This window comes from Roseivivax sediminis (assembly GCF_900112685.1).
GTDB classification, from domain to species: domain Bacteria; phylum Pseudomonadota; class Alphaproteobacteria; order Rhodobacterales; family Rhodobacteraceae; genus Roseivivax; species Roseivivax sediminis.
This window is the reverse complement of record NZ_FOMS01000001.1, coordinates 159,734-172,887: the sequence shown is the minus strand read 5'-3', so window position 1 is coordinate 172,887 and position 13,154 is coordinate 159,734. Positions and strand designations below refer to the sequence as shown.

General features: G+C 68.9%; 12 protein-coding genes. 4 read left to right on the top strand and 8 right to left on the bottom strand.

The annotated features are described in order from the left end of the window. The first annotated feature begins 114 nt into the window (after positions 1–114). Complete coding sequence (xseA, locus tag F3H57_RS00865) at positions 115–1,662, top strand: exodeoxyribonuclease VII large subunit (RefSeq protein WP_149753984.1); 1,548 nt, start codon at positions 115–117, stop codon at positions 1,660–1,662. 135 nt (positions 1,663–1,797) lie between these two features. On the opposite strand, the gene F3H57_RS00860 is transcribed toward xseA, so the two are convergent. From F3H57_RS00860 to F3H57_RS00830, 7 genes are all read right to left on the bottom strand, one after another. Next, complete coding sequence (locus F3H57_RS00860; protein ID WP_149753983.1) at positions 1,798–3,999, bottom strand: 3-hydroxyacyl-CoA dehydrogenase NAD-binding domain-containing protein; 2,202 nt, start codon at positions 3,997–3,999, stop codon at positions 1,798–1,800. A 23-nt stretch (positions 4,000–4,022) separates the two neighbouring features. Further along, the gene (locus F3H57_RS00855) at positions 4,023–5,234 is read right to left on the bottom strand and encodes an acetyl-CoA C-acetyltransferase (RefSeq protein ID WP_149753982.1); all 1,212 of its coding nucleotides are present in this window, start codon (positions 5,232–5,234) and stop codon (positions 4,023–4,025) included. Between the two features lie 12 nt (positions 5,235–5,246). Beyond that, on the bottom strand, positions 5,247–5,885 hold the full coding sequence (locus tag F3H57_RS00850) for a glutathione S-transferase family protein (protein ID WP_149753981.1): 639 nt from the start codon (positions 5,883–5,885) through the stop codon (positions 5,247–5,249). 390 nt (positions 5,886–6,275) lie between these two features. Next, complete coding sequence (locus F3H57_RS00845) at positions 6,276–6,488, bottom strand: hypothetical protein (protein WP_149753980.1); 213 nt, start codon at positions 6,486–6,488, stop codon at positions 6,276–6,278. A gap of 42 nt (positions 6,489–6,530) precedes the next feature. Further along, complete coding sequence (locus F3H57_RS00840) at positions 6,531–8,312, bottom strand: acyl-CoA dehydrogenase (RefSeq protein WP_149753979.1); 1,782 nt, start codon at positions 8,310–8,312, stop codon at positions 6,531–6,533. 32 nt (positions 8,313–8,344) lie between these two features. After that, the gene (locus F3H57_RS00835; RefSeq protein WP_149753978.1) at positions 8,345–8,749 is read right to left on the bottom strand and encodes a MerR family transcriptional regulator; all 405 of its coding nucleotides are present in this window, start codon (positions 8,747–8,749) and stop codon (positions 8,345–8,347) included. A 228-nt stretch (positions 8,750–8,977) separates the two neighbouring features. Further along, the gene (locus F3H57_RS00830; protein ID WP_149753977.1) at positions 8,978–9,349 is read right to left on the bottom strand and encodes a MerR family transcriptional regulator; all 372 of its coding nucleotides are present in this window, start codon (positions 9,347–9,349) and stop codon (positions 8,978–8,980) included. Positions 9,350–9,788: 439 nt separating this feature from the next. On the opposite strand from F3H57_RS00830, the gene F3H57_RS00825 reads away from it, so the two are divergent. The 3 genes from F3H57_RS00825 to F3H57_RS00815 are packed head-to-tail and all read left to right on the top strand — an operon-like array spanning position 9,789 to position 12,050. Beyond that, positions 9,789–10,214, top strand: a complete 426-nt coding sequence (locus F3H57_RS00825; protein ID WP_149753976.1) for a PaaI family thioesterase — start codon at positions 9,789–9,791, stop codon at positions 10,212–10,214. Next, positions 10,211–10,723 carry a PaaI family thioesterase gene (locus tag F3H57_RS00820; RefSeq protein ID WP_149753975.1) on the top strand — a complete coding sequence of 171 codons (513 nt, stop codon included), beginning with the start codon at positions 10,211–10,213 and terminating at the stop codon, positions 10,721–10,723. The genes F3H57_RS00825 and F3H57_RS00820 overlap by 4 nt, the downstream gene beginning before the upstream one ends. Before the next feature lies 1 nt (position 10,724). Further along, positions 10,725–12,050 (top strand): MATE family efflux transporter, encoded by a 1,326-nt coding sequence (locus F3H57_RS00815; protein WP_149753974.1) that lies wholly within the window; start codon positions 10,725–10,727, stop codon positions 12,048–12,050. A gap of 113 nt (positions 12,051–12,163) precedes the next feature. Here the strand turns inward: F3H57_RS00815 and F3H57_RS00810 are convergent, their stop codons facing one another. Then, positions 12,164–13,132, bottom strand: a complete 969-nt coding sequence (locus tag F3H57_RS00810) for a threonine ammonia-lyase (RefSeq protein WP_149753973.1) — start codon at positions 13,130–13,132, stop codon at positions 12,164–12,166. Positions 13,133–13,154: the final 22 nt, after the last annotated feature.

Here is a 13,154-nt window from a genome sequence, read left to right as displayed (position 1 = left end):
GGCTGCGACAGGCGCGCCCGGGCACCGCAAAAGCGTCCGCGGGGATGGAGGCCCCGTTCCCTCCCGCGCTAGGGACCGCTAGTGTCGGCCCCGGGCGAGACAGCGAGGGGCAGTATGGACCTGATCGACGACGACGGCAGCGAGCCCGGCAACACGCCGGAATTCTCGGTCTCCGAGATCTCGGGCGCGGTCAAGCGCGTGATCGAGGGCGAATTCGGCCACGTGCGCATCCGTGGCGAGGTCGGGCGCGTCTCGCGCCCGCGATCGGGGCATGTCTACCTCGACCTCAAGGACGACCGCTCCGTCATTTCCGGTGTCATGTGGAAGGGCGTCGCCGCGCGGCAGGAGACGCAGCCCGAAGAGGGGCTGGAGGTCATCGCCACCGGCCGGCTGACGACCTTTCCCGGCCAGTCCAAGTACCAGATCGTGATCGAGGATATCCGCCCGGCGGGGCAGGGCGCGCTGATGGCGATGCTGGAAAAGCGCCGAGCCGCGCTCGCCGCCGAAGGCCTCTTCGACGAGGGGCGAAAACGGCCGCTTCCCTACCTGCCCGAGATCGTCGGCGTCGTCACCTCGCCCTCGGGCGCGGTGATCCGCGACATCCTGCACCGCCTGCGCGAACGCTTTCCCCGCAAGGTGCTGATCTGGCCGGTCGCGGTGCAGGGCGCGGCCTGCGCGCCCGAGGTCGCCCGTGCCATCGCCGGGTTCAATGCGCTCAGCCGCGGTGGCGCGCTGCCCCGGCCCGACGTGCTGATCGTCGCGCGCGGCGGCGGCTCGGTGGAGGATCTCTGGGGCTTCAACGAGGAGGCGGTTGTGCGCGCCGCCGCCGCCTCGGAGATCCCGCTGATCTCTGCGGTCGGGCACGAGACCGATACCACGCTCATCGATTTCGCCGCCGACCGCCGCGCGCCGACGCCCACGGCGGCGGCCGAGATCGCGGTGCCGGTGCGGCGCGACCTGATGGCCTGGGCGGCGGAGATGGGCGCGCGCATGTCGCGCGCGGCGGGCTACCGGCTGGAGGTGCGCGGCCAGCGCCTGCGCGATCTGTCGCGCGCCATGCCGCGGCCCGAAACGCTGGTCGATACCGCGCGCCAGCGGCTCGACGTCGCCGGCGACCGGCTTCCGGCGGCCCTGACGCGCGGGGTGCAGACGCGGCGCGTGGCGCTCTCCGATTGCGCGGGCTCGCTGCGGCCCGCGCTCCTGCGCAGCCGCGTGGCGGAGGCGCGCCGCAACATCGCCGCGCTGGCGCCGCGCCCCGATCCCGCGCTTGCTCGGCTGATCGCCGCGCGGCGCGAGGCGCTGGGCCGGCGCGCCGACCGGCTCGACCCGCGACCCTTCGCGGCGCGCATCGCCCACCAGCAGGACCGCCTCGCGACCCTGTCGCGCCGGCTCGACGTGGCGCTGCGCGAGGGCACGCAGGCCCGGCGCCAGAAGCTCGACGCGCTCGACCGGCTGCGCGAGACGCTCGGCTACCGCGAAACGCTGCGCCGCGGATACGCGGTCGTGCGCGGCGACGGCCATGTGGTCACCAACCGGCCTGCCGCCGAAGCCGCCTCCGGTCTCGAGATCGAGTTCCACGACGGCCGCCTGCGCCTCGGCGGCAGCGCGCCGAAGAAGCCCGCACAAAGAAAGAGAGCCCCGGAACAGGGCTCCCTTTTCTGATCCGTTTGCGGGCGGCGCCTGCGGGACGCCTCCGGCGGGAGTATTTGCGGCCCAAAGAAGCCGGGGCGCGCGCCCTGCTTCTTTGGGCGCGCAAATACTCCGGGGGTGTGGGGGCTGGCCCCCACTCCCGCCCTGTCAGGCCGCTTCGCCGGCAGTTTCCGTGCCGAACCGGCCGTAGAAGCTCTGCCCCTTCTCGGCCATCTCGCGCAGGAGCGCGGGGCAGGCGAAGCGGTCGCCATGGGCCTCGGCAAGCTGGTCGCAGCGTTCGGCCGCGTAGGGCGCGCCGAGGATGTCGAGCCAGGACAGCGGCCCGCCCGACCAGGGCGCGAAGCCCCATCCGAGGATCGCGCCGACATCGCCCTCGCGGATGTCGAGCAGGACGTTCTCCTCGAGCGCGCGCACGGCCTCCAGCGCCTGTGCGAAGAGCAGGCGGTGCTGTACCTCGATCAGGTCCGGCTGGTCCTCCGCGCGCGGGAATTTCGCGTCGAGACCCTCCCAGAGGCCCTGGCGCTTGCCCTTCTCGTCATAGGCGTAAAAGCCCGCATTGGCCTTGCGGCCGAGCCGGCCCTCGCCCTCCATCCAGAAGATGATGTCGTCCACGGCCGCGTCGGGATAGGCGTCGCCCATCGCCGCTTTGGTCGCGCGGGCGATCTTCGCCCCGAGGTCGATGGAGGTCTCGTCCACCAATTGCAGCGGCCCCAGCGGCATGCCGACCTGTTTCGCCGCATTCTCGATCAGCACCGGGTTCACGCCCTCGCCGACCATGCGGATCCCCTCATTGATATAGGGGATGATGCAGCGGTTGGCGTAGAAGAAGCGGGCGTCGTTCACCACGATCGGCGTCTTCTTGATCTGCCGCACGAAATCGAGCGCCTTGGCCACGGCGCGGTCGCCGGTGTCACGCCCCTTGATGATCTCCACCAGCATCATCTTCTCGACCGGGGAGAAGAAGTGAATGCCGATGAACTGCTCGGGCCGCTTCGACGCCTTCGCAAGATCCGTGATAGGCAGGGTCGAGGTGTTGGTGGCGAAGATCGCGTCCTCGCCCAGCACCGCCTCCACCTTCTGCGTCATCTCGGCCTTGACCTTGGGATCCTCGAACACGGCCTCCACGATCAGGTCGCAGCCCTTGAGGTCCTCTACGTCATCGGTCGGGGTGATGAGCGACAGGACCTTCTCCTTCTTGTCCTCCGTCGCCTTCTTCTTCTTGATGCCCTCGTCCATGTAGGACGCGGTATAGGCCTTGCCCTTTTCCGCCGCCTCGGTGTCGCGGTCGAGCAGCATCACCTCGATCCCTGCCTGCGCGGCGACAAGCGAGATGCCCGCGCCCATCATGCCGGCGCCGAGAACGCCCACGCGCTTGACCGTCTCGTCGGCCACGTCGGGGCGGTTCGCGCCCTTCTCCAGAGCGCCCTTGTTGATGAAGAGCGACCGGATCATCGCGCCCGAGGACGGGTTCATCAGCACGTTGGTGAACCAGCGCGCCTCGATCTTGAGCGCGGTGTCGAAGGGCACGAGCGCGCCTTCGTAGACCGCAGAGAGCAGAGCCTTGGCGGCGGGATAGACACCTTGGGTCTTGCCGTGAACCATCGCCGAGGCGCCGACGAAGGTCATGAAGCCCGCCGGGTGGTAGGGCGCGCCGCCGGGCATCTTGTAGCCCTTCGCGTCCCACGGCTTGACGAGGTCTGCGTCCTTGGCGTTCAGCACCCATTCCTTCGCCGCGGCGAGCGGGTCGGCCACGACTTCGTCCACGAGCCCGGCCTTCTGCGCGCGCACCGGGTCCTGCGTCTTGCCTTCCAGCAGGAAGGGTGAGGCCGCCATAGCGCCCATCTTGCGCACCAGCCGGGTGGTGCCGCCGGCGCCGGGGAAGATGCCGACCATGATCTCGGGCAGGCCGATCCTGGCCTTCGGATCGGGCGTGACGAAGATGCGGTGGCAGGCCAGCGGCAGCTCCAGCCCGATGCCGAGCGCGGTGCCGGGCAGGGCGGCGGCGATCGGCTTGCCGCCTTTCTGAGTCTTGGGGTCCATCCCCGCAAGCTCGATCCGGCGCAGCATGCGGTGCAGGCCCATGACGCCGTCGAAGAGACCCTGCGCCGGGTTGTCGCCGGCGGCGTCCTTCATCGCCGCGATGGCGTTGAGGTCCATGCCCGCCGCGAAGCTGTCCTTGGCCGAGGTGATCACGATGCCCTTGACCGCGTCGTCGGCCAGCGCGTCCTCGATCAGCGTCTCGAGGTGCCCGCCGGCCTCGATCGACAGCACGTTCATCGACTTTCCGGGGCAGTCCCAGGTGATCACCGCGACGCCGCCCGCGTCTTTCTCCATGGTGAAATCGGTCATTCTCTCGGTCTCCCTCCGCGCGCTCACACGCGCTCGATGATGGTGGCGGCGCCCATGCCGGACGCGACGCAAAGCGTGGCAAGGCCGGTGCCCTGGTCGGTGCGCTCCATCTCGTCCAGCAGCGTGCCGATGATGATCGCGCCCGAGGCGCCCAGCGGATGGCCCATGGCGATGGCGCCGCCGTTCACGTTGAGCTTGCCGTGGTCGACGTCGAAGGCCTGCATGAAGCGCAGCACCACCGAGGAGAATGCCTCGTTCACCTCGAAAAGGTCGATGTCGGAGATCGACATGCCGCTCTCGCGCAGGATCTTCTCGGTCGCCGGGACCGGGCCGGTGAGCATGATGGTCGGATCGGTGCCGATCTTCGCGGTCGCCTTGATGCGCGCGCGGGGCGTCAGGCCATGGGCTTCGCCCCATTCCTTCGAGGCCACCAGAACGCCCGCGGCACCGTCGACGATGCCGCTGGAATTGCCGGCGTGGTGGATGTGGTTGATCTTCGCCAGGTGCGGGTACTTGAGGATCGCCACGTTGTCGAAGCCGGGCATGGTCTCGCCCATGTCCTTGAAGGACGGGTTGAGGCTGCCGAGCGACTGCATGTCGGTGCCGGGCCGCATGTACTCGTCACGCTCGAGGATCGGCAGGCCGTTCACGTCGCGTACGGTGTGGATCGACTTGTCGAACCGGCCTTCCTCCCACGCCTTCGCGGCGCGTTTCTGGCTTTCGACGGCGAAGGCGTCGGCGTCGTCGCGGCTGATGCCGTATTCCGTCGCGATGATGTCGGCGGAGATGCCCTGCGGGACGAAATAGCTGTCGATGGCGACGGACGGATCGACCGCCACGGCGGCGCCGTCAGAGCCCATCGCGACGCGGCCCATCATCTCCACCCCGCCGGCGATGTAGGCGGCGCCGGCGCCGGCCCGCACCTGGTTCGCGGCGAGGTTCACCGCCTCCATGCCGGAGGCGCAGAAGCGGTTGATCGACAGGCCCGGAATGCGCTCGTCGAGCATCGAGGCCAGGACGGCGGTGCGCGCCAGGCACCCGCCCTGTTCGCCGACCTGCGTGGCATTGCCCCAGATCACGTCCTCGACGTCGTAGCCGTCCAGATGGTTGCGGGAGGCGAGCCCGTCGAGCACCTGCGCCGAAAGCCGCGCGGAGGTCACCTCGTGCAGCGCGCCGTCCTTGCGGCCCTTGCCGCGCGGCGTGCGGATCGCGTCGTAGATATAGGCATCGGTCATGCGAAGGCTCCTTCAATCGGCCGCGCGCCAGGCGCGGGGCATGAGGTCGTAGGGGGATTTCCAGCGCGGCTGATCGGACAGGCGCGTGAGCCAGGCGTCGATATTGGGCCACTCGGCCCGGTCGAAGCCGAAGGGCTCGGGATAGTAGAGATAGCCGCAGCAGGTCAGGTCGGCGTTGCTCGGCGCTTCGCCGACGATCCAGTCGCGGCCCGCGAGATGCGCGTCGAGCACGTTGTAGGCGGCTGTCAGCCTGTTCTTCGTGAAGTCGATCACCTCCGCCGGGCGTTTCTCTTCGGGCAGGAAGTTCATCAGGAAGCGCAGCATCCCGGCCTGCGAGCTGAGCTTGTGATTGTCCCAGAACTGCCAGCGCAGGATCTCGCGCGCTTCTGCGGCGTCCCTCCCGCCGAACCGGCCGGTTTTTTCCGATAGGTAACCCTGGATGACGGCGGACTGGCTGAGCCGCGTGTCGCCATCGACGAGCACGGGCGCCTCGCCCATCTCGTTGACATCGCGCCGGTAGGCGTCGCCTCGGGTCTCGCCCTCGAAAAAGTCGATGAAGACGGGCTTCCATTCCAGCCCGGCCATCTCGAGCGCCAGCGCGGCCTTGTAGGAATGTCCCGATTCACCGAAGCAGTGCAGCTTGATCGTCATGCGATGTCCTTTGCGGTGTGCCAGGAGGCGCGGTCGGATGCCTCCGGCGGGAGTATTTTCGACGAGAAGAAGCAGGGGCGCTGCTCTGTAAACCTCGCGTTAAGCTTGATGCCCCCAAGCTGGCGCGGCGGTACAGGCTGGAGAGCCGATGACCGCACGAGGAGAAGCCCCGCCGGCCCGCCGCTGTTCCAGGAATGAACCGGGCCGGCTGGCGGGGTGGACCGGCTGCCGCCCGCGCTGCCATTCAAGGGCCCGATGTCCGGTCCTTCTTCTCGTTCAAAATACTCCCGCCGGAGGCGTCCGTACGGCGCCGCCAGGTACAGCTTCGACGCTATGGCGCGTACCCCGACGTTTCGCCACGAATGAGTCACGCATCCTCCGGCATTCTGGTCACCGTTTGCGCGCGTCGAGCTCGGCGTTGAACAGGCGCAGCCTGTGCGACAGCGCCTCGTCGTCGGTGACGCTGTCGAAATGCTCGAACAGGAACGACAGCGCCTCGCCCTCGTCGAGCCCCGCCTCATGCGCGAACCGCTTCAATCTGCGATAGCTGTCCTCCGTCATCGCGACGGGAAATCGGCGAGTGAGGCGGAAGCGCTTCGGCATGGCGGGACCTTTCGCAGGGTGGGCAATCTGCCCACCCTCGGATCAGAACTGCGCCGCGTCCAGTTCCATCACCGGGTCCGCGCCGGACTCGATGCGGCGCAGGTGCGTGCCCGTCGCCGGCAGCTCGCGCGCCATGTAGTAGCGCCCGGTTGCCAGCTTGGCGGCGTGGAACTCGGTGTCGGAGGTGCCGGCATCGAGTGCGGCGCGCGAGGCCACCGCCATTTTCGACCACATCAGGCCGAGGCACACATGCCCGAAGAGGTGCATGAAGTCATACGACCCCGAAAGAGCCGCGTTGGGGGTCTTCATCCCGTTCTGCATGAAGAACATCCCCGCGCTCTGAAGATCCTTCGACGCCGCCTTGAGCGGGTCGAGGAAGTCGCGGTCGAGCGCCTCGTCCTTCCCCTTGTGCTCGGCGATGAAGCTCTTGACCATGTCGAAGAAGGCCATGACGTGCTTGCCGCCCGACTGCGCCAGCTTGCGCCCCACGAGGTCGAGCGCCTGCACGCCGTTGGTGCCTTCGTAGATCATGGTGATGCGGGCATCGCGCACGAACTGCTCCAGGCCCCATTCGCGGGTGAAGCCCGAGCCGCCCAGCGTCTGCTGCGCCAGCACCGTGGTCTCGAAGCCCTTGTCGGTCAGGAAACCCTTGATGACCGGCGTGAGCAGGGAGATCATACCTTCCGCGTCCGCATCCTCCTTGCGGTGCGCGCGGTCGATCATCTGGGCGCCCCAGAGCACGAAGGCGCGCGCGCCCTCGACGAAGCTCTTCTGCGCCATCAGGTTCCGGCGCACGTCGGGATGCACGATGATCGGATCGGCCGGCCCGTCCGGGTTCTGGGTGCCGGTCACGTCGCGCCCCTGCAGGCGGTCCTTCGCGAAGCCGAGCGCGTTCTGGTAGGCCACCGCGCCCTGCGCGTAGCCCTGCAGGCCGACGCCGAGCCGCGCCTCGTTCATCATGGTGAACATCGCCCGCATGCCCTTATGGATCTCGCCCACGAGGAAGCCGCGCGCGCCGTCGTAGTTCATCACGCAGGTGGCGTTGCCGTGGATGCCCATCTTCTCTTCGAGCCCGCCGCAGGACACCGCGTTGCGCGCGCCGAGCGATCCGTCCTCGTTCACCAGGAACTTCGGCACGATGAAGAGAGAGATGCCCTTGGTGCCCTCGCCGCCGCCCGGCGCCTTGGCCAGCACCAGGTGGATGATGTTCTCGGACAGGTCGTGCTCGCCGGCCGAGATCCAGATCTTGGAGCCGGTGATGGAGTAGCTGCCGTCGTCCTGCGGCTCGGCCTTGGTGCGGATCAGGCCGAGATCGGTGCCGCAATGCGGCTCCGTCAGGTTCATCGTGCCCGACCAGATGCCGTCGATCATGTTCGGCAGATAGGTTTGCTTCTGCGCGTCCGAGCCGTGCGCGTGGATCGCCGAATAGGCGCCGTGGGTCAGGCCCTGGTACATGTTGAACGCCATGTTCGAGGACACGAACATCTCGCCCACCGCGCAGTTCAGGACGTAGGGCATGCCCTGGCCGCCATATTCGGGATCGGCGTCGAGACCCATCCAGCCGCCCGCGCGCATCTGCTCGTAGGCGTCCTTGAACCCCTCGGGGGTGCGCACCACGCCGTTTTCCAGCACGCAGCCCTGCCGGTCGCCCACGGGGTTCAGCGGCGCGAGCACGTTCTCGGACAGCTTGCCGGCCTCTTCGAGGATCGCCGCCGTGGTGTCGGCGTCGAGTTCGTCATAGCCCGGGATGTCCTGCTCGTGGATCTTCAGTACCTCGTGCAGGACGAAGCCCAGATCCTTGGTGGGCGCGTGGTAGATCGGCATGTCGGGTCTCCTCCCCCGCGGGATCGCGGTCGTTACTCGGCGGCTTTCTTCGGCTGGTCGAGCGAGGCGAGCATCTTCTCGCCCCAGCGCATCTGTTCTTCAAGCTCGGCGATCGTGGTATCGAGTTCGGCGCGCTGAGCCTTCATCTGATCGAGGCGCCCCTCGGCGATCTCGTAGGTCTTGGCCAGCTGCGTCGCCTGCGCGTCGCCCATGTGGTAGAGGTCCAGAAGCTGCCGGATTTCCTCGAGGCTGAAGCCGAAACGCTTGCCGCGCAGGATCAGCTTGAGCCGGGCCCGGTCGCGACGGGTGAAGAGCCGCTTCTGGCCTTGCCGGACGGGAAAGATCAGCTCCTTGCTCTCGTAGAACCTCAGGGTCCGCGGGGTGACGTCGTAGGCGTCGCACATCTCGCGGATGGTCATGGTGGTGTCGTCGGTCATTCTTTCCTTGCTCTCTCGCCAACGGGTGTCCGCCCATCTGCGAGCCTCGCTCGCCTCGTACAACAGCCATTGACGTTTACGTAAGTTCAACGTCGCGTCACTTTCCGGCTGACGTAAGATAAGGGGATTTGACCCCACGGCAGCTGGAATTTTCTTTCCGTGGTTTCAAGCAACGCACCCGGGCACGGGCCGGTTTCCGCGCGGCGCCGGGGGCAGATTCGGCGTGCTTCAGCCGGAGAGGGCCGCCGCCGTCTCGTCGCGGAGTGCCTTCAGCTCGTCCATCGCGGCGTCGAGCTGGCGGCGCTGTTCGGCGAGTTCGGCCATCTGCCGGTCGGCAAGCTCGATCCAGGCGCGCATCTGCGCCTCGGTGCCGTCATTCTCGTAGATCATCAGCCATTGGCGGATATCCTCGAGCTGGAAGCCGAAGCGCCGCCCGCGCATGATGAGCGTCATGCGCGCGATCTCGCGCGGGCCGTAAAAGCGCGCCCGCCCCTGACGCTCCGGCTGCAGGAGTTCGATATATTCGTAGTACCGAAGCGTGCGCGGGGTCACGTCGAACTTCGCGCACATCTCCTTGAAGCTGAGGCGGGGGTCGGTCATCGGCGCTCCGGTCTGGCGGCTGATGGAAATCTAGGTGCCGCCGGGCGCCGGAGCAACCATGGCAAGAAAGCGGGGGTCGGCCGATGCGTTTGAAGGGTTGGGGAGCCGCGCAGCGACGGGCCGCGGATCGGCGATCCGGACCGCCGAGCGGCGCGCTTTATGTCAGCCAAGTCAGGACGACCTCTGAGCGCTGCGCCCAGCGTCGACAAATCGCCGGTCCGGGGGGCGGCCCGGCGATGCGCGCTCCTCTGGCTTACGCCGCGCCACCGGCGCGACGGTCCCTCGTCGCCCTTCGGCCTTGAGTCCGCGCAGAAGCAGTAATCAATCGTCTCAGAAGAAAGAGTGACGTGAGGCTTGCCGCCGTGTCGTTCGAGCCCGAGGGTTGAAGCCCGCCCGGGCCGGTGCGCATAAAGGCGGGCGACACCGAGGGACATCCGCCATGGAAGCCGACAAGGCCCGCATCGCTCGACAATTCATCGACTCCATCCCGCATTCCCTCACGCTCGGCATGGCGATCACCGAGCTCGGGGACGGGTTCGCGCGGATCGAGATGCCCTACGACGCGCGCTTCGTCGGCGATCCGCAGACCGGGGTGATCCATGGCGGTGCGGTCTCCGCCCTGATGGACACCTGCGGCGGGGCGGCGGTGATGAGCCATCCCGAGGCGCCCGTGAGCACCGCGACCATAGACCTGCGCATCGACTACATGCGCGGCGCGACCCCCGGCCAGACCATCGTGGCGGAGGCGACGTGCTACCACGTCACCCGCGCCGTCGCCTTCATCCGCGCCACCGCGATGGACGACGACCGGGACCGCCCGGTCGCCACCGCCAGCGGCGCATTCACCGTGGAGCGCGGCACATGAGCAAGCGCCCCCAGCCCGAGCCCGTGCAGGTGGTCAAGCAGCGGCGTGACGCGGCGCTGACCGCGCTGGCCGGCGGCGTGCCCTATATCCAGTTCCTCGGCATCCGCTTCGACCGTCGCGGCGACGAGCTGACCGGGATCCTGCCGTTCCGCGACGATCTCATCGGCAACCCGATGCTGCCGGCGATCCATGGCGGGGTGACGGCCGCGTTCCTGGAGATGACGGCGCTCATATCGCTCAGTTACCTGTGGCTCTGGGAAGACGTGGAAACCGGGCGGATCGAGGTCGACGCGCTGGAAGCGGGGGACCTGCCGCGCCTGCCCAAGACCGTCGATTTCACCGTCGACTACCTGCGGTCGGGCCTGCCGCGCGACGCCTATGCGCGGGCGCGCATCACGCGCTCGGGGCGGCGCTACGCCTCGGTGCAGGTGGAGGCGTGGCAGGACAACCGCGACCGGCCGATGGCGCAGGCGATGGCGCATTTCCTCATGCCGTTGCGCGAGGACTGAAATGACCGACATCGCCGCGCCGCGCGAGGTCACGCATGCGCGCGTTCTGAAGATCGCGTTGCCGATCGTGCTGTCGAACGCCACGATCCCGATCCTCGGCGCGGTCGATACCGGCGTGGTCGGCCAGCTCGGCGCCGCCGCGCCGATCGGGGCGGTGGGCATCGGCGCGGTGATCCTCTCGGCGCTCTACTGGGTCTTCGGCTTTCTGCGCATGGGCACCACCGGCCTTGCCGCGCAGGCCGAAGGCGAGGGCAATCGCGCGGAGGTTGCGGCGCTGCTCACGCGGGTTCTGATGATCGGCCTTGCCGGCGGCGCGGCGCTGATCGTGCTGCAACCGCTGCTGTTCCGGGGCGCCTTCGCGATTTCGCCGGCCAGCGACGAGGTGGAGGGGCTGGCCCGCGGCTACATGGCCATCCGCATCTGGTCTGCCCCGGCGGCGATCGCGATCTACGGCATCACCGGCTGGCTGATCGCGCGCGAACGCGCCGGCGCTGTGCTGGCGCTGCAGCTGTGGATGAACGGCGTGAACGTGGTGCTGGACCTGTGGTTCGTGCTCGGCCTCGGCTGGGGCGTGAACGGGGTGGCCACCGCGACCTTCATCGCGGAATGGTCGGGGCTCGCAGTGGGGCTCTGGCTCTGCCGGGCGGCGTTCCGCGTGCCCGACTGGCGGGACTGGGCGCGGGTCTTCGACCGGGTGAAGCTGGTGCGCATGGCGCGGGTCAATTCGGACATCCTGCTGCGGTCGATGGCGCTGCAGTCCATCATGCTGTCCTTCATGCTCTTTGCCGCCGATTTCGGCGACGTCACGCTCGCCGCGGCGCAGGTTCTCTCGCAATTCGTGCAGATCACCGCCTTCGCGCTCGACGGCTTCGCCTTCGCGGCCGAGGCGATGGTGGGCCAGGCGATGGGTGCGCGCGCGGTGCCGGTGCTGCGCCGCGCGGCGCTGGTGTCCTCGGCTTGGGGGCTGGCGGCGAGCTTGTCTCTGGCGGCGGCGTTCTGGACCCTGGGCCCGTGGATCATCGACGTGATGGCCGAGGCCGAGGCGGTCCGCGTCGAGGCGCGGGTCTACCTGCCCTGGATGGTCGCGGTGCCGGTGCTTGGGCTGGCGTCCTGGATGCTCGACGGGGTCTTTATCGGCGCGACGCGCACCGGCGACATGCGCAACATGACCGCGCTGGCGGCGGCGCTCTATTTCGCATCACTGGGCGTGCTGATGCCGGTGTTCGGGATGCACGGTCTCTGGGCGGCGCTGGCGCTGTCCTACGTCTTCCGGGCGGCGACGCTGGCCGCGCGCTATCCGGCGCTCGAGCGCGCGGCGACCGGCTGACGGCGCCGGTGGAGAGTGCGGGAGCGAGGGGCCGGCCCCTCGCGCTCCCCGGAGTATTTGACGCCCAAAGAAGCGGGAAGAGGGTGCTGGGGGAGGCGGGCGTTCTGCAGTGGCTATCCGAGCGTGGCGAGGGCGCGGGTGAAGGTGTCCGCTTCCACGTTGCCGCCGGAGATGGTGGCGATGACGGTGCCCGCGCGGATCTCGGGGCTGAAGAGCGCGGCGGCGAGGGCGACGGCGCCGCCGGGTTCGGCGACGAGTTTCAGCCGCTGGAAGGCGAGCGCCATGGCGCGCAGCGCGTGATCGTCGCTCACCGCGATGCCGGGGCCGGCAAGGCGGGCGAGGATCGGGAAGGTGATCTCGCCCGGCTGCGGCGTGAGGATGGCGTCGCAGAGGCCGCCCTCGGGGCCGCAATGTCCGGTGATGCGCCCCTCGGCGAGAGAGCGTTTCATGTCGTCGAAGGCCTCGGGCTCAACCGTTCGCAGGGTCAGGCCGGGCGCCTCGGCCTCGAGCGCGAGCGCGATGCCCGAGGAGAGCCCGCCGCCGCCGCAGCAGGAGAGGACCTCGGCTGTCTCGATGCCGAGGGCGCGTGCGTCCTCGGCGATCTCCAGCCCGCAGGTGCCCTGGCCGGCGATCACCTCGGGCTCGTCATAGGGGCGGATCAGGGTCAGGCCGCGCTCTTTGGCGAGGGCGGCGCCGATGGCGGCGCGATCCTCGCGGCCGCGATCGTAGAGCACCACCTCCGCGCCGAGCGCGCGGGTGGTGTCGATCTTCAGGCGCGGCGCGTCGCGCGGCATGACGATGACCGCCGGCACGCCATATTCGCCGGCCGCGCGGGCGATGCCCTGCGCGTGGTTGCCGCTGGAGAAGGCGAGAACGCCGCGGGCGCGGGTGTCGGGGTCGAGGGCCGAGAGCGCGGCGCGCGCCCCACGATACTTGAAGCTGCCGGTGTGCTGGAGGCATTCGGGCTTTACCAGCACCCGCCGCCCGGCGATGTCGTCGAGGGCCGGAGAGGACAGGAGCGGCGTGCGCCGGATGTGGCCGTGAAGGCGGGCCGCGGCGGCGCGGATCATCTCGATGTTCATGGGGCAGCCTCCTTGGAAAACC